Source organism: Bacillus sp. JKS001846 (assembly GCF_900176455.1).
Lineage (GTDB): Bacteria > Bacillota > Bacilli > Bacillales > Bacillaceae_G > Bacillus_A > Bacillus_A cereus.
Genome location: NZ_FWYG01000002.1, coordinates 218,215 through 235,826 on the forward strand (window position 1 = coordinate 218,215; position 17,612 = coordinate 235,826).

A 17,612-nucleotide genomic window follows, 5' to 3' on the forward strand; every position below is an offset into this window, starting at 1 on the left:
TTATTTCCCCTTACTCCCTCATATCTAGGTCACCATGCAAGTCCAAATATTTTATTAAGTAAGACAATGCCTCAAGATGATCACCCATTATTCGTAATACTGCTGGTGGATGGCCTTTATGATTGATATGCTCATTTGAACGAATCCGATTTGGTTTTACAACATCTACATAATGTATACACTCTACTCTGTATCCTTGTATTATAGCTTTGACTTGTGCAAGACTAGGGCATAATAAACTTTCCCATCCTATTCCTTCTATGCAAGACCTACTAATAGCATGTGGAATAGCTACTAAAGATCCATTACTTAATTCAGGACGATTATAAGCCAAATTCAACATGTACTTTACGATATCAACAATGTAAAAAGGAGGATTTAGACTTGGGCTTAAATTATTTAGTGCTATATCCATTCCATCAGCAACGGCCTGCGTATATCGATGTAAATCACTAGCCGGAATGCTGAAATCACCATCTACAAATAAGAGAATATCCCCTGTAGCTTCATGGGCACCGATCGCACGACCAACATTATGACCAAGACGCTCAGCGTATTCAATAACAGTTGCCCCAAGACTAGAAGCAATAGCTGCTGTTTGATCATCCGAACCGTTCACTACAACTAAGATTTCATATGGTTCAATTTTTCTGGCTTCACGAATAACTTGTTCAATTGTTGCTTCTTCATTTTGTGCTGGTATAATGACGGAGAGCTGTTTCCCATCGTATATAGAAGATTTCATTCCCCATCCTTTTTGATACGAGGGGAAATGTTTATATTGACTTAATTGCTCAATGATATCTCTTCTCTTACCCCAATCCGTAAAACCGCCCCTTGTACCATACTTTTTTAACCATTTAGATAATACAACCAAATAATTTTTTATTTTAAGCTTCTCTGCATCAGTTAATTTCTCTTTAAATAGATACCTGTCCTCTTGCAGCAATTCATCATTAGATAACATATTTATTGAATAACGATGACTAATACGCCACCCTTGGTCCACTAGCATCGCATGTGAAAGAATTGGTTTTTTGAGGACCTCATAACCAATACCAACCACAACCTCTTTTGTAAGTGCGTATGGCATTGAGAGCAGCGAGTTTCCCTTTAAATCAGGTCGATGTAAAATTTCATTTAACATTTTTCTCCATACTATATCTAAATTATGACATTTATCCATATCAATAATTCCATTTAAATTATTTAAAATAACATCTGTTTGATTTATAAGAATCGGTTCAAGAAATTCTCTTATTTGAGTTGCAGGAACAGAAAAATTCCCGTCTAAAAATAATAGGACATCTCCTCTTGCTGCTTTTAATGCCGCCACATATCCAGAGTGATTTTCAATATGTCTATCTTCGAAAAAAATACGACATTTATGTTTCTTTGCTATTGTGTATAATCCACTTTTAGAATTGCGCATTAAAATGATAATTTCTATCGGATCAAGCTGCCAAGCAGATATGATCAATTCTTCTAGTATATTTTCCTGAGTGCTATATGGAATAATAATAGTCAAAGATTTCATTAAAGTTCACCTTCTTTACATATTATTCAATTTTCAATATAAACATCTAGATTTTATATTAAAATTTCGTAACCTACTTTTGTAATACACAATAAACATACATAATATGATGTACGGAGTTATATACATGTATTAATTAAAATTAGAAAAGGATATTTTTCCTATTTAATATATACACTTAAGAGTTGCATTGTGTAAAAATTGACGTCCATTTTAAAAAACAAACGCAATAGACAGATTTAAAAAATATAAATACATATAGAGTTTAGTATCACATCATCATCTGAATAAGAAAGCTATATGCCCCGAACAATAATATCCTTTCAAGTAAATAATTCTGTCTTTTTCATTTTAAAATCCAAAAACAAAAAGAGTCCTAATTACTTAGGACTCTTTTTGTTTATATATATTTCACTGTATAAGAAATCTAATATAGGATTTTAGTCGGTCTTTAAGCATCGGATGAAAGTATTAGTTTTGCTTAGCAAAGCATGTTATGATTTCATCATAACCAAATACAAGATGCTAAAACACATAAAACCCTTAACCAATGAGATACTTGATAACAGAATAGTTTCCACAGGAACTATATACCTGTTGATTAGTAACGATATACCCCAACCTTGCACCTTAATAATAATAGAAATAGCCTATCGCTTTTAGTGGCAAGAATCTTATTAGCATCAGCCAGCTTGTCCCTTTAGATACAAGAATATCGATGATAATATCTTCCGTATTTAGTTTATATTTTATCAAAATTATTAATTTTATAAGGTACCCTTTTCCACGTAATTCCACCATCTACCGTATTAAAAATTTCCTTTTTATTACACAACCAACCATTTTGTGGATCAAAGAAATGGAGACAAAATACATTTTTGAGAAAAGGATTAATTGATACCATTTCCCATTCTAATCCTTTCTTCTTTATTCTATATGTTTTTCCTGTTTCACCATCTATAACCCAGCCAAATTGTGAATTAAAAAAAGAAATAGCTACATGTCCTGTATTTAAGATTCGGTTTGAAATACTCCATGTTTTTCCTTTATCAAATGAAAAATTCATGTAGAAAACATTGTTGTTATTTAAAATTTTAATAGGTATTACTAATAGATGATTTTTATAAATTGGTTTATATGAGACAACAACCCCAATACCAATATTTGGATGACGGGTGATATTTTCTATCGTTTTCCAAACTTCACCTCCATCTATTGTTTTATATATTATTGAATTATTATTAGAATTTTGAGTAGTTATAAAGCCAGTTAGAGAATTGATAAATGTTAGACCTGTAATACCGCCAGTAATTTTTATTCCTCTAGTTATTTTCCAATTATTTCCTCTATTTTTAGTATAATAAAGATTGTACTCAAATTTATTTCGTTTTGAATTTTCAGTCAAAATAATCCATATGCTATCTGTATTTGTAGCATGCATGTGAACGTGAACATCTACAGTTGCTTCTCATTCTTCTTTAATTGGTAAAATAAGTTCATTCCATTTATTTCCTCTGTCATTTGTATAAAATATGGTTGGTATTAATTTATGATTTACTTTTGTTAATCCATATAGCCAACAGCTTTTGCTATCAATTGGGTATATAGATAAGATAATTGTATTAAGAGGATTAACAATATCCCAGGTTAATCCCGAATCTTCAGTGTACAAAATAGCTTGTTTCTCTTTATTAGAATATTGAATACCAGCCCATCCAAACTTATCAGTTCTCATTTGTAAGGTAGTAAATTTAATATCCATAGAATTCAATATCTCACCCCATTATTGTTTTAAGCTTATATAATTATATATTAAATTAAGAGAAAAGTTCTTTTATACTAATAAATAATTACGTTTGAAAGATCTATTGATTATTGAACAGGATCATAGGCATGTAAAGAGACGTTTTTCCAGATCGGCAGGATTTCAAAATCTTCATCATGCTTCACGTACGATAAAAGGTATTGAGACCATTCATGCCCTATATAAACAAAGGCGAAGTCTTCAAAGAGACTCCGCCTTTTCAACGTACAATAAACTTCAACAATTACTAGCTACTTCCTAAACATTATTACTTATTTACCAAACTGTTTATGTTTTTTCAAACTTTGCAACAGAACCAATCATTTTACTATTCTGTGGTTATTTATCAATTAAATTGTGAATGTAGATATAATTTTTGTACTTTTTGATAGTGTTATAGTTAAATCAAGTAGAGGCTCCCAGTTATGTTTAAATTCAATTCGAAAAGCAAAAAGTTGAAACAAACTATCTCATTATTTGTAACGGGGAAACGATATTGATTACGGATTTATTCCATTATAGGGGTCACCATACATGCCCACACAATCAATGACCACATCCACTCCCCCATGTGATATTTCCTTTAAATATTCCCCTGTATCCAAATATTTCGTAAACTCAAATACCTCAACATTGTTAATCTTTTTTGCAAAATTGATTCGATAATCTAAGTAATCAACAATAATTACACGCTTAGCGCCTTTCATCCAAGCAAATTTTTGTGTCATCAATCCAACAGGTCCACAACCAAGCACGGTAACAGTATCCCCTGACTTTACACCTTCATTTATTACACTCCAATAGGCGGTCGGTAAAACATCTGATAAGAGACTTCCGGTAAAATCGTTAAAACTGTGCAATCTCATTATCTAAAGTTGCTGGTGATACATTATGTATTTGTTCAAACACAAAAACAGGCAGTGGAGAAGACTTTCTTCACTGCCTGAAAAAACACTTCTCTATCTTAAGAGAAGTGTTTTTTCTTCATTACTGATTAGAGCTAAAAGATTATGATTTTCTTGCAGCTGATTGTGCATTTTGTTTTTTTACTGCATGCACATCCGTTTCAGTTGCAAATTCTGTACCATAACTAGCATTTGTACTTTGTGCACCTGAAGTTTGTGCTTTCTTTGCCCCTGCTTGTGCATTTGCTTGTTTTACTGCTTGTACATTTGTTTCAGTTGCAAATTCTGTACCATAGCTAGCATTTGTGCTTTGTGTACCTGAAGTTTGTGCTTTCTTTGCCTCTGCTTGTGCATTTGCTTGTTTTACTGCTTGTACATTTGTTTCAGTTGCAAATTCTGTGCCATAGCTAGCATTTGTATTTTGAATGCTAGCACCAGAAGTTTCCTTATTGTAACCTTGTTGTTTTTTGTCCATCTTTCTCACCTCCACAATCAATAATGTAACCAACCTATTTAAAAGCTATTCTTAATTATATTTTTAAACTTCTGTATATTTATTCATTAAAACTACATATTATAAAGATGAACGTATGTACATAGGACGAGATATGACTGAACTGACTACGCTTTTAAAAAAAGAATGGAAAGAAAAAGAAATATTAATTATATATTATGAAGACGGTTATTTATTTTCTATTTATATGAATGTCGTTGATATTGATCCACAAAATAGTGCTTTTATATATTCCGATGCTTTTTATAACAAGATGACACTACAATTTTCTAACATAACAGACGTAAAATAGAATAGATTTAAGTAATCACGTTTGGATTGTTATAAAGGAGTGTATAAAATGCAAGGGAATCAGATAAGAAAAAATACAGCAAGAACAGTTATTCATAATGAAGTAAATAACTATCCCTATTTAATTATACCTAAAATTATCAATGGGGAAGATGAAAAGATATACGACGTTTTAAGCACCGGTTTTCATACTAATGATGCAGTAGCAATGATAAAAACGGACGGTTTTGCTACAATCAGGGCAAATACACCGATCGCAACAGTAAAAAACACTGATGGTAGTATTCAAGTATTCCGCTTGCCTTTAGAATTGGAATATTGGGTACTTTCTTGTATGCGTGATGCTTCAACTGAAAAAAATCCTTTCCCATGTAAAGTTGCTTTTGGAATCATTGACACTAAATTTCATGTGGAATTCAAATAAAAAAAGGGATACTCAATTTGAGCCCCTTCTTCCTTAAGTTATATAAACATCACTTCTCTATATTTTTTATAGGAACAAATGCATTCATTGCTTTCACTGTTAGAAACTGTTCTCCCCTTTGTTTATCTTCAGGCTTATAAATTTAGCGCAGTCTAAGTGCAATATAAGGCTTCATTCCCCAAGTAGTAGATACTGTATTTCCACAAGCCATATTTCTACCAGAATATCTTATTGCCCCAGCTTTAAAATCAAATGTATCAAATCGTTTAAAGATCTCTAATGGATTTTTCCCTTGAATTGCTCGTCTAATAACATCTGCAGCTATTTCATTAGCTATTCTCCTCATCTCAGCCGTAAACTTGTGTTGTACATCAGTTTGTATAGATAAAATAGTACGATTTACTAATTCATTTATCCAATACAAAAAAGCAGTTGGATTAGCGCTAAATACAGATACCCCTGCAGCCACTACCCCTTGTACTACATCAGTTTCTGCAATGTCATCAGACCAAGCTGTAACCCAACCACCCTTTTCGATTTTGAGTTCTAATTCAAACTTATTTGTCAGATATCCAGTATGACCTTGACAAACAGGAGGTATTACAGAAGAAGGATGATGCACTGCATGATCTATCTCATACCCTAAATGATCTAACCCACTGCTCACCCAACTCATTCGTTCCGATTCAGAATAATGAATATCATGTATTGACGTTCCATTGTATTCATTATTCCATCCTCCATTATCCCAATTACCATAACAATTATAATAATATTCTGGATAATATAATGAATACAAAAGAGTTAATCTAGATAAATATTGTGGAGAGTAATTACTAAATTGACCACATTGAATTATATATAATCCATATGGATTAATTAACATCATAATTCCTCCTATAATCCTTTACTTGAAAGCAATATATGTTAAACAAGGTCTGTTAGGTACTTGTCTAAATTTAAATGGGTATAAATTGGAAGACTTACTAAAAGAAGAATTTGATAATAATGAACAAAATTTCGAATATGAGACAGTTTTCTATTTTTTACGTCAAAAATAGACTAGCCCATCTGGTTTCAGCATACACATTTCTCTAACGAATTTAATCTAGGAAGGAGATGAACGAGTTTTTCTTTTGGATAACGTAACGCAGTAAGGACAAGAAATGAATTTAGGGGAAATTATGGCTAGAATACGCAAAAAGTCTTGGAAAACCAGCATTTGACGAGGAACTCCCTACACACATAGCGCCACAGCTAGATACAGAAACACGTTTATAGGAGTAGCGTCAAAGGGAAATAAAACCGAAATATTTGACTTTGATCAGAAATAAAAAATCAAAACTTATATATTAAACTTTTTGTTTTTTATCGTTTTCCGACAGAAGACTCCTTCCTCAAAAATTTGAAGGTGTGAAACACCAATTTTAGGTGGGAGATGAATGTCGGTTGGCTACCATATACTTGTACAGATTGCTCTTTGAAAACTGAAGATATAAAGTTGGTTGCAGAAAAAAGAAAAACGTTTCAACCGTAAAATCTTCAACGTTCTTTCGCCCTACATAAAAAGACCACTTTAGGTGGTCTTTTTGGTTTTGGTCCAAAAATCATTTAATAACATGCCTATCAGGTTAAGAATACAAATCACCCCATGCCCATTGACTTAAAAATCCCCACTACCCCCAAGTGTGAAAAAGGGTTATTCTTTCTAAATGGCTAATTAGAAAAGATGACATTTTTATGAATCTTTCCATTCAAAATAAATTACAATTATTTTTCTTACCCAAAGTATATATTGAATAACGGTGACTTTAACTTTTTTCAAAAGTATAAAAACAATTCATTATCACATAATAAGATTGCTATGTTTGCTGTTAATTATTTAATAGTAATACAATATAACAAATTAATAATATTAAAAGTAATGAAAGTAAGGTGCGAAAAAAAATGAACAAAAATCTGGTTAGAGTTCAGGTAGTAAACGTACTGCCCTTCCTAACGCCCAAAAAGTGGCTCCAGCTGATCCGAATGAAAAGTTGTTAGTAACTATCGTAGTTCGACGTCCTTCAACTACTGCAAAGTTGACTTCAATGATTGAAAAAGCAACTAATGGCCCACTTTCAGAACGTGTTCACCTTAGCCATGAAGAATTTGCATCCAACCATGGTGCTAATCTTAATGATTTGAAAAAAGTAGAAGAATTTGCGAAAAAACAAGGAGTTGAAGTAAAAGACATTAATATTGCTGCTGGAACAGTTGTATTAGTAGGTACAGTAAATAAATTCAGTACAGCATTTGGTGTTGAACTTGCCCACTATGAGCATCCTGATTTTACATACCGTGGACACACAGGCCATGAACATGTCCCAGAAGAACTTGCTGATATTGTTGAAGCAGTTTTAGGATTAGACAACAGACCCCAATTGTCTCCACATATTTGTATGTTGGAAGAAGATGGAGTTGTAAGTGCAGCTGCAGGAAAAACATTTACACCACCGGAAGTAGCGAAACTTTATAATTTTCCATCCTTAAATTGTAAAGATCAATGCATTGCAATCGTTGAGTTTGGGGGCGGGTACAAAACTAGCGATATGGTGCAATACTTTAATCAGCTAGGAGTTTCTCAGCCAGAATTAGTTGATATACTTGTGGATGGAGCACATAATCAAACAGGGGTTGGGCAGATAGTAAAGTGCAGTTAGACATTGAGGTAGCGGCTGCTGTCGCTCCTGGTGTACGAATTGCTGTGTATTTTGCAGCAAATACAGACGACGGATTTCTTCATGCTATTAACAAGGCTATCCATGATCAGATTAACCAGCCTTCTATAATTTCTATAAGTTGGGGGCTTGCTGAGAATTTATGGTCAGACCAAACTAAACAAGTTTTAAATCGCGCCTTTCAAGATGCTACAACATTAGGGACTTGTATCGCTTTCGCTTTTTTCTCTAATTCTACTTTTTCACTTTTCTTGTTTTTTCTTATTTCTCCTGAATTATCTTGAGCACTTAGTATTCCTCATTTGTAAACTTTTTCTACATTGCCTTACCAACTAATGGATTATCCATCACCATCCCCCACTTATAAAAATCATAAAAATATATTTTGATACGCAACCATTCATCATTATATATGTTTTATAATAATAAAAAAGACGTTGTCTGTTTATCAAAGAGAATGCTTTTTTAGTTTTACACTACTACTTTTGATAAAATCGGTTCGTATCCCCCAACACTAAAAAGCATTTAGTTATTTCCCTCTAGAAAAATGAAAAAGCCCATTAGGAGGATTCAGGCCTTCAGACAAGTTTAAAAATTCTGGGGTTTTCCGGCATAGATTCCATTGCTACCCATACCATACGTAAAACCTTCGAACATTGATTCTTTAATCAAAAGAGACACCCATGATACAAGAAATACTTACTCATAGTACACTACAAATCAAACTGGAACATATTGGATAAGCGAAGAGAAAAAAGATGGTATTATTAAACAATTTTCATATTTACATAAAAAATCCACACTTAACTAGACCAATATACTTACACCATTCTTTCTAGACGAGCATAAAATGTACTAACGAACGAAAGGGGGTAATTTTATGGGTTTTGGTTTTGGTGGATGTTGTGATTTCAATAGATGTGATGATCGGAGAGATCATCATAGAGAACATCACAGAAAAGAAGAAAACAATAGACAGGTGAATAATAATCCAGAATTATTGCCATTCTTACAAACATTAACTCCTGGTACTTGTATTGTTCTTCAATATGATTGCCAACCACCTACAAGTGCAACATTCCAAGGTTTTCAGGGAAACAACGTAATTATTTTATCTGACTTTGATTGTTTCCCAGGATTAGCACGTATTGCAATTAACAAAATTAACGTAATCTCTATAAATTCACCTGATTGTAATCGTTTCTGTTGCAAGCGTAAGCATTGTAGAGAACGTGATGAGCATGAGCATAAACATGAGCATGATCGTAGAGATGATTATTAAAAATGAATGAATAGAAATACCTTTCCTTTAATTTTATAAGCCAATTTGCAGAAAAACACCTATTAAAAAATAGGTGTTTTTTCTTTCCTAAATTTACTGAACTAAACATAAATAACAAACCATTTCATATAGCGGACATATACTATTGTAAGGTCAGCATCCAAATGACCCAAATAAATACCCACGCCAAGAAATAAAACTACAAAGTATTTCTTGGCACCTTTTACATAAAACAAATAAATCTTTTAAAATGTACAAGTTAATCATCAAATTATTCATATTATAGGTTAAAAGATCCTATACCACCAATCCATAAAGGTAATTGAAAGTGATTCGTTTTGAAACAACCCATTCATGTGCTAATTCTCCCACAGCAAATTTTCTCATTCGATTAACCATCATAATCATTTCATATAATCTTTTTGCCCTAGACATCGAATCTCCTACATAACCATGACATAATTGAGGCCCGTTATAATATATAATCATGTACATAAATTTATCTGTGTTTTTTTGTTTTATCTAGATCTCTTTAAACTATTTCTAATTGTACTTCGCAAAAGAACTTTCCTTAATCAAGCTTGTGCCAGGTGATAGTCCAAACGGTAAGTGAAAGATGAATTATGGTTAGTGTAAACCAACATATTTGCTACCATATACTTTTGTACAGATTGTTTTTATCATTTTTTTAAAATGTGTTATAAACCTGTTCGCAAGTTGCGGCTGTTGGTTGAAAAAAACAGTGTTTCTTATAACGTCCGACCAAAGGCTGATTATACCATTGTTGAGGACAATCACCTGGTGGCCTAAAATACCATAAACTAAATTTTCCAGGCCAATACCTCTCTCCATTTATTACTCGACGAGCTAAGCGTTTTTCACTTTCTCTTGCTCTTTGATAGAAATAACCATGAGTAACAGCTTCAAATGCGTGTTCTTGGAAAATCATTTGTCTAATGGTACGAAGATTTTTAAAGTCGGAACAATTGGCTCTTATTCGGTTAATTCCTACATTACCGACTAGCAGCATACCCTGAGTCCCTTCTCCTTCAGCTTCTGCTCTCAGTAATCTTGCTAAAAGTGCAATATCTGCGGCTGTAGCATTAACAACCCCCATGACTCCACCTCCATTATATTTTCTTCTTATAGTATTGCTTATAAGTTTGGATAATGACTTTTCACATCATATAGATTATTATGTCTACGAAATATGAAAGATAATTTCTCTTGAATATGAAGAATAATGATAAATAAATATAGATTGTTTCATGGAAGGATTTGTATTGTCTTTGTAATGGATCTTAAAGATGGAATGACAGGTGAAGAAGAATTGCTAAATAAATTCATGAATAGAGGTATTTATAAGTATTATATAATTTCAATAGTTGGGGTTACTTATTTATATTTACTTTTAAAAAATATGATTCAATTTAGTATTTTATCTTTTTCCGACATACGTCTTCTCAAAATAAATAGAGAGACATACGTCTCTCTTCAAAAAGTACTTTTGGGAATTTTAAATTGTCCCTCTTAGTATCAAACCTAGAACGGCTATAATTATCGTACTAATAATTATCCGTAAAATCCAAGAGGTATTCGTGCTGATTTTTTCTAATTCCTTATTAATTGTAGTAATGTCTTTCTCGTTCATTATTATCCGAGTTTCTAAGTTACGAATATCACGCATGATTTCTTTTTGTTCTGATTTTAGACTGTCAATTTTTACATTTACGTCTTCCATATACTCACGCCCTTATAATATCTTAATAAAACAGTCTTCATATATTATGAGACAACCTTTTCCGATGTGAATGCATATGAATTATTTCTATGTCGAATCCTTATTTTATACATCTTTCCCACTCGTATTTATAATTACTAAACTAGTAAAAACACTTTTTAACTGACTAATAGTTGTACTAATTAATCATATTCAGCTGTCTTTTTAGAATCCAAAATGAGTATCAACTACACTCTTCATATTTTTAGTATTATCAATTAAAGAACGAGTGTTGAGAAAAAATGCTCTTTCAAAGGATTTTACCAGTTGCGATGGTCATTAATGTCCCTGTGTCTACACCTACAGAACATTAAATGGCTATTTTGTTCAATAAAAAAGAGAGCATCCTGGGTGGAGATGCTCTTAATGTATGAGGAAGTTCTAACTGAAAATTGGAATCGAGGAGGGGCGGTTAAGCTTGTCCTATACTTTAATATATGCCGGTTCCTCTCAAAAGGTGAAGAGTAAAAAGACACCTTAATTAGATGTCTTTTTAGTGTATAAGAGGTAGCTACCTACCTTGTAAAAGACCTTTCTGTACCAGTATATGATTATCAATTCTCAATATACATAAAATAGATTTTAAATACGTTTATTGTGTATTCTAATAGCAGCTACAGTAGGTCATAAAAATGACAGGACAACAAAAGAAAACTCCCTAAAATAAAGTTTAACGAAAGATAACGATAATAGTCATCAAAAAAATCAAGTAAGATGAATTATAATTCCGTTCAAATTAAGATTAATTATTCAATTTATATACAACAAGGGATGAGAACCTGTTATGGACACTTTTTTATACGAACAAGAATATCAAATTAAATTTAATTGGTGATGTATGCGTTGATATAAATCCTAGTAGGCTTAATTATTACATCATTGATACGAAAAAACTTGTTTTTTAATTATTTCCCATATATTTAAATAAGTTCTATTAAATTTTTAAAACGTACATTAAGATTATACTCTTTCCCACCGGTCATAGATACTTTTACTCCACTCCTATATTGTTAATTTTTTGCACAATTCATTTCAAATTTACATATACTACTTATGCACATGTATTTAGATCGCATTTGGGCGTGTGATCTGAAACCTACTTTTCAAAAAGCGCTTTATAAGCGCTTTTTTTGATATGTAAATAAGCTCTACAATATGGTGTTTTTATACAAAAGACTCACGGTTAAAAAAATAATTTCATATATTATATTGGCATCCTTTCTTTTTAGAGTGGATAGTCGTTACAGAAGGACACTTTCCGAAGTGCTCTTACATTTTCATACCAAATAGTGTTTTTATAAAAAACTTTTCACCTTTAAAGCAGACAAGCATATATTATTGTATGGGGCACTCCACTCCATACGTTCAACCCTTTTAGTCTAGATGCACACTTATATGTGTGCTCTTTTTTATTCACTTGAAATAAGGATTTTGTTCAATGAAAAGAAAACATCCGGGGCAGTAGATGCTCTTAATACAATTGGAGTTTTAACTAAATAAATGGAATAGAAGCGATTAAGCTCGTCCTATACTTTAATATATGTGAAAGGTGAAACATAAAAAGACACCTTAATTAGATGTCTTCTCAGAGTGCCAGAGGTAATTTATATGTTGGATATACCTTCTATATCATTGTATGACAATCAATTCTTATTATGCCTAAAAAAGGTTTTAAATACGTTGATTGTGTAGTTATAATTTAACAAAGAATAAGAACCTGTTATGGACACTTTTTATACAAACAAGATATTAAATTTAATTAGTAATGTATGCGTTGATATAAATCTGAATAGGCTTAATCATTACATCATTGATACCAAAAACATATTTTTTATTATTTAACATATATTCTGACAACTCCTATTAATTGTTTGGAACGCATGTTAAATTTATACGCTTTCCCCCTATTTATAAACACTTTTACCCTCCCCCCTCTATCATTAATTTATTTGCACAATTCAACTCTAATTTACATATGCTACTGTGTGCTACACATGCATCTAGATCACCTATGGGCAGGCATGATCTGAATTCAACCTTTTAAAGCGCACTATATAAACGCTTTTTTTCATGCGTAAATAGTCTCTACAAAATGAAATTATTATTACATTCCCTTCCGTATAACATTTTCAATCCGGTTTATACTATAACTGTAACTTTAGAGTTACACAACCTAACTTTTAGGGCCTAATTTTCTTTTGTACAACAAGTGGTTAGCTAATCAAGCTGGCTACTTTGTTGTGCTAAATGATGTCTTTACTCGAATTTACGCTTCACTTCTTCTATTAGCCAAGATACGATATTAAAATCATTAGCTTCAACTCGTTCCATACCAATCACAGACCTTTATAGTGTAAAAATATCAGTATGTCCAATTTTTATAGATTTTTTGCACCAGAACCAAAAATAATTTCATTAAACCAATTTCATATTCACACAGAAAATCCACACTTAACTAGAGTCATATACTCACACCATCCTTTCTAGACGAGCATAAGATGTACTAACGAACGAAAGGGGGTAATTTTATGGGTTTTGGTTTTGGTGGAGGTTGTGATTTTAATAGATGTGATGATCATAGACAAGAACATCACAGAAAAGATGAAAGAGAAGACAATAGAAGACAAATGAATAACAATCCAGAATTATTACAATTTTTAAGAACGTTAACTCCTGGTACTTGTATTGTTCTTCAATATGATTGTCAACCACCTACAAGTGCAACATTCCAAGGTTTTCAAGGAAACAACGTAATTATTTTATCTGATTTTGATTGTTTCCCAGGATTAGCACGTATTGCAATTAACAGAATTAACGTAATTTCTATAAATTCACCTGATTGTAATCGTTTCTGTTGCAAGCGTAGGCATTGTAAAGAATGTCATGAGCATAAACATGAGCACGAACACCATCGTAGAGATGAATATTAAAAAATAAGTGAAAGAAAAATCTTTCCCTTAATTTATAAGCCAATTTGCAAGAAAAACACCTATTAAAAAATAGGTGTTTTTTCTTTCCTAAATTTAATGAACTAAACATAAATAACAAACCATTCCCTATAGCAGACATATACTATTGTAAGGTCGGCATCCAAATGACCCAAATAAATACCCACGCCAAGAAATAAAACTACAAAGTATTTCTTGGCACCTTTTACATAAAATAAATTTTTTTAAAATGTACAAACCTAATTGAAAATCTACACATATAATGTATTCTACCTTTCTATTATCTTATTTAAGGGATTTATCTTATATAAATCCCTTCTTTTTTAAGTATTTAACCATTCCATTTAACATACATAAAATAATTATTCCTAAAAACAAAATAAGATAAGAGCTTTTCACTCTTATCTTTCCCTAATATTTATTAAAAATTCTATTAAACTACTCGTTGAACACTAATAGCATCTAGGCTGGTCACATTAAAGTTGGCAGCAGCATCCACCCAAATAAGAAATCCATTCTCTATACGAATAAAGACTCCTGTTCCATCGATTTGATCTCCACCTGAAAAAACTCTAATTTTATCGCCTTCCCGTAAACCATTCAATCTTTTTCGTTCTTCAATATCCCCAATTTTTCTTACTTCCTCACGGCCTCTTTTCCTTCGATTTCTATTACATTCATCACATTCACATCTACGTTCAAAAGACATTTAACATAACCCCTTTTTCCTAAAAAACTTATTTGCACTATATATTATGAAAGAAATAAATTAATGGATTAGGTGTTCTTCTCCTAGCAATTGCCCAATTAGCTAATTTATTTAAAATTATAATTACTAATTTCAATAATTGTACAAGCCATTTTGTATTACTTACATACAATAACAGTGAGATGATAATCATCTTATACCCCAAAACCCTAAATTACCCGTTCAGTAACTATCTTTAAAAGATAGAAAAAAGGACAGTTTTTAACTGTCCTTTTTTATTTTTTACAAAGATACATATTTTAAAAATCAACATCTGTTACCAATAAATACATATATTATCTACTACTCCAATACACTGTTAGATAAAACTTCTCTATCATGGAAGAGACTTATTTTCTATCTGTCAAGAATTTAGGTTCTTTTTTCACTGTTTGACATCCATTTATATTAATGGACGGTAATTACTTCCCTTCCATATAATCGATTCTACGCTTTTCATTTTAAATCTAGTATCTTTTCTTTCTTCTATTTTTTTTAATGTATTCATAAATTTTATCCATGATAAACGTTTCATGTTTTATCCAAATGGCTTCAGCTTCTTCTAATGTAACTACACTTACTAGTTTTTCAATTGCTGTGTCTTTAACTAAAAATGTAGCTACAGCACCTGTAGATGTCGAGTATTTACTGATAACTAAATCTATAATATTTTCAATCTCTAATATTTTATTATTATGAGAATTCTTCTCGATTTGACTACTTTGATTTGTTATTTCTTTTTCAGACAGTTTTTTTAATCGGGAATTTAGAATAAATTCAATATAACCTATTGGAGAATTAATATCTGTACGAAATCGTATATCCTCAATTATTTCTAATACAATTTCTTTATGGGCTTTCCATTTTTTTAACACTTTAGGAAACACTTTTTCTTTACAGCGTTCTTCAAACCTTTTAATTTTTTGTTCAAATGTATTGGGCTGTTGAAATTTATCTAAATTCTTTTCAAAATGAACTAAATTGTTATCTTTCTTTTTTTGTCCACAGATAATAAATTTTATTTTTTGTACTTTCCTCCCTAATTTAATTTCTTCAAATTCAAAAGAAATGTCTGTATTTTGGTTCAATTCTTTTTGAGAGGGTTTTAACACACGTTGCTTAAAATTTGCATAGTTAGGGTATATATCCATTGCATCTAAGTAATACCTTAAATTTTCGAGACTAATTGTACGTTCTTTTAAATCTTCATATTGTTTTAGCAGTTCATAAATACGTATAGCGTATGTACTTTTCAATTTAATAACATTTGCTAATCTATAGCTTGTAAACTTGCTGCTTAATTCTAATAAAAATGGCTTTAATAATGGATCGAAACGCATATCGATTGTTCCTTTATTTCTGTTGTAAATTGCTGAAGAAAGCCAAGATACCTGTATCAACTCTTCCCCCGTCCGAATTTCAATTACTTTTGATAATAATTCCTTTGTAATTTTACTTAACTCCGAATATTTAGTAGATCCATTTAGACCAAGTAGATTATGAAAATGTTTGATGGAAAATGTGTAAGTTTTAAAATCCCGATCATTGGGTTCAATATTACTAGCCAAACAAAGTAATATTTTTTGTTCTACTAAATTTAAACGTGAATTTGCCTCAATTAAAGTATTTGATTTAGAAACAATATTATTTTCTTTGATCTGCAAATCTTGATTTTCAGGCATACCTACATACGTCCCTTCTTTCTTACCTCTACTTTTTTATGAACTATAACAAATACATTCCATTTGTTATAGTTATTTTTTATTAATTTAGAAATCTAAATTCTGACTATTAAAATTGAAGAACCGTTTGTTTTATATAAAATTATTCCAAAAATCATTTAAATAGTAATGATTATTTTAAAAATATTTAGAGCTACAAAGTTTATAACCAAATTTGTTACCTTTAGAACCATTTTTTTGCTAGAGTTAAGCAACCAAATTTGTTATCTTTAGAACCATTTATGTTAAAGTTAACTAACCAAATTTGTTATCTTTAGAACCATTTATGTTAAAGTTAACCAACCAAATCTGTTACCTTTAGAACTACTTTTGTTAGAGCTAAGCAACCAAATTTGTTACCTTTAGAACTACTTTTGTTAGAGCTAAGCAACTAAATTTGTTACCTTTAGAACTATTTTTGCTAGAGTTAAGCAACCAAATTTGTTACCTTTAGAACTATTTTTGCTAGAGTTAAGCAACCAAATTTGTTACCTTTAGAACTATTTTTGCTAGAGTTAAGCAACCAAATTTGTTACCTTTAAACCATTTTTGTTATGATTAAAACCAAATTTGTTACCTTTAAAACCATTTTTGTTATACTTAAAACCAAGTTTGTTACCTTTAAAACCATCCTTGTTAGAGTTAAATAACCAAATTTGTTACCTTTAAAACCATTTTTGTTATAGTTAAAACCAAATTTGTTATCTTTAGAACCACTTTTGTTATAATTAAGAATCATAACCCCTTATATATCAAGACATTTCATACTCTTAAAACATATAAACATATAAAACATATAAAATAATTAATATATAAAACAAGCAAACCAAAAAGTGTTGAATGCATATACTTATTATTATTTTTCAAATGAAATTTCCACGTCATAAAACCAAATTTGTTATATTTAGTTGAAATAGACAAATAAACGTCAATTAATT

Annotated in this window: 14 protein-coding genes and 4 pseudogenes; 8 read left to right on the plus strand and 10 right to left on the minus strand. The window is 31.0% G+C overall.

Annotation, left to right across the window (positions count from 1 at the left end):
* Positions 1 to 10: 10 nt before the first annotated feature.
* Both B9A45_RS29955 and B9A45_RS29960 read right to left on the minus strand, forming a co-directional pair.
* Positions 11 to 1,537: a glycosyltransferase family 2 protein gene (locus B9A45_RS29955; RefSeq protein ID WP_084065761.1), complete on the minus strand. Its 1,527-nt coding sequence runs from the start codon at positions 1,535 to 1,537 to the stop codon at positions 11 to 13.
* 742 nt (positions 1,538 to 2,279) lie between these two features.
* Positions 2,280 to 3,308, minus strand: a pseudogene (locus B9A45_RS29960) (hypothetical protein).
* 103 nt (positions 3,309 to 3,411) lie between these two features.
* Here B9A45_RS29960 and B9A45_RS29965 point away from each other — a divergent pair.
* Positions 3,412 to 3,603: pseudogene (locus B9A45_RS29965) on the plus strand (DDE-type integrase/transposase/recombinase); the annotation flags it as partial.
* A 271-nt stretch (positions 3,604 to 3,874) separates the two neighbouring features.
* Here B9A45_RS29965 and B9A45_RS29970 read toward each other — a convergent pair.
* Both B9A45_RS29970 and B9A45_RS29975 read right to left on the minus strand, forming a co-directional pair.
* Positions 3,875 to 4,168 (minus strand): annotated as a pseudogene (locus B9A45_RS29970) (zinc-binding dehydrogenase); the annotation flags it as partial.
* 181 nt (positions 4,169 to 4,349) lie between these two features.
* Positions 4,350 to 4,736 carry a gamma-type small acid-soluble spore protein gene (locus B9A45_RS29975; RefSeq protein ID WP_142263122.1) on the minus strand — a complete coding sequence of 129 codons (387 nt, stop codon included), beginning with the start codon at positions 4,734 to 4,736 and terminating at the stop codon, positions 4,350 to 4,352.
* Positions 4,737 to 4,854: 118 nt separating this feature from the next.
* On the opposite strand from B9A45_RS29975, the gene B9A45_RS29980 reads away from it, so the two are divergent.
* Positions 4,855 to 5,052, plus strand: coding sequence for a YolD-like family protein (locus tag B9A45_RS29980; RefSeq protein ID WP_179135419.1), 198 nt, complete (start codon positions 4,855 to 4,857; stop codon positions 5,050 to 5,052).
* Positions 5,053 to 5,100: 48 nt separating this feature from the next.
* A complete protein-coding gene (locus tag B9A45_RS29985) occupies positions 5,101 to 5,475 on the plus strand; it encodes a hypothetical protein (RefSeq protein WP_084065764.1) in 375 nt (124 codons plus the stop codon).
* 142 nt (positions 5,476 to 5,617) lie between these two features.
* Here the strand turns inward: B9A45_RS29985 and B9A45_RS29990 are convergent, their stop codons facing one another.
* Complete coding sequence (locus B9A45_RS29990) at positions 5,618 to 6,361, minus strand: hypothetical protein (protein ID WP_084065765.1); 744 nt, start codon at positions 6,359 to 6,361, stop codon at positions 5,618 to 5,620.
* A gap of 1,123 nt (positions 6,362 to 7,484) precedes the next feature.
* Here B9A45_RS29990 and B9A45_RS29995 point away from each other — a divergent pair.
* The 3 genes from B9A45_RS29995 (at position 7,485) to B9A45_RS30000 (ending at position 9,477) form a co-directional block, all read left to right on the plus strand.
* Positions 7,485 to 8,177 carry a protease pro-enzyme activation domain-containing protein gene (locus B9A45_RS29995; protein WP_084065766.1) on the plus strand — a complete coding sequence of 231 codons (693 nt, stop codon included), beginning with the start codon at positions 7,485 to 7,487 and terminating at the stop codon, positions 8,175 to 8,177.
* Positions 8,168 to 8,479, plus strand: a complete 312-nt coding sequence (locus B9A45_RS32520) for a hypothetical protein (protein ID WP_218673385.1) — start codon at positions 8,168 to 8,170, stop codon at positions 8,477 to 8,479. Before B9A45_RS29995 ends, B9A45_RS32520 begins: the two co-directional genes overlap by 10 nt.
* Before the next feature lie 596 nt (positions 8,480 to 9,075).
* Positions 9,076 to 9,477 (plus strand): hypothetical protein, encoded by a 402-nt coding sequence (locus B9A45_RS30000; RefSeq protein WP_084065767.1) that lies wholly within the window; start codon positions 9,076 to 9,078, stop codon positions 9,475 to 9,477.
* Positions 9,478 to 9,774: 297 nt separating this feature from the next.
* On the opposite strand, the gene B9A45_RS32420 is transcribed toward B9A45_RS30000, so the two are convergent.
* The 3 genes from B9A45_RS32420 to B9A45_RS30015 all read right to left on the minus strand — a co-directional run bounded on the left by B9A45_RS32420 (position 9,775) and on the right by B9A45_RS30015 (position 11,218).
* A complete protein-coding gene (locus B9A45_RS32420; protein WP_167319528.1) occupies positions 9,775 to 9,912 on the minus strand; it encodes a hypothetical protein in 138 nt (45 codons plus the stop codon).
* 253 nt (positions 9,913 to 10,165) lie between these two features.
* Entirely contained in the window at positions 10,166 to 10,594 is a 429-nt protein-coding gene (locus tag B9A45_RS30005) for a cell wall hydrolase (protein ID WP_084065768.1), read from the minus strand.
* A 399-nt stretch (positions 10,595 to 10,993) separates the two neighbouring features.
* Positions 10,994 to 11,218 carry a hypothetical protein gene (locus B9A45_RS30015; RefSeq protein WP_084065770.1) on the minus strand — a complete coding sequence of 75 codons (225 nt, stop codon included), beginning with the start codon at positions 11,216 to 11,218 and terminating at the stop codon, positions 10,994 to 10,996.
* Positions 11,219 to 11,861: 643 nt separating this feature from the next.
* Here B9A45_RS30015 and B9A45_RS32000 point away from each other — a divergent pair.
* Both B9A45_RS32000 and B9A45_RS30020 read left to right on the plus strand, forming a co-directional pair.
* Positions 11,862 to 11,924 (plus strand): annotated as a pseudogene (locus B9A45_RS32000) (site-specific integrase); the annotation flags it as partial.
* Positions 11,925 to 13,785: 1,861 nt separating this feature from the next.
* The gene (locus tag B9A45_RS30020; RefSeq protein WP_084065771.1) at positions 13,786 to 14,187 is read left to right on the plus strand and encodes a hypothetical protein; all 402 of its coding nucleotides are present in this window, start codon (positions 13,786 to 13,788) and stop codon (positions 14,185 to 14,187) included.
* Between the two features lie 451 nt (positions 14,188 to 14,638).
* Here the strand turns inward: B9A45_RS30020 and B9A45_RS30025 are convergent, their stop codons facing one another.
* Complete coding sequence (locus B9A45_RS30025) at positions 14,639 to 14,914, minus strand: hypothetical protein (RefSeq protein WP_084065772.1); 276 nt, start codon at positions 14,912 to 14,914, stop codon at positions 14,639 to 14,641.
* Positions 14,915 to 15,420: 506 nt separating this feature from the next.
* The gene (locus B9A45_RS30030; protein WP_084065773.1) at positions 15,421 to 16,635 is read right to left on the minus strand and encodes a replication initiation protein; all 1,215 of its coding nucleotides are present in this window, start codon (positions 16,633 to 16,635) and stop codon (positions 15,421 to 15,423) included.
* Between the last annotated feature and the right edge of the window lie 977 nt (positions 16,636 to 17,612).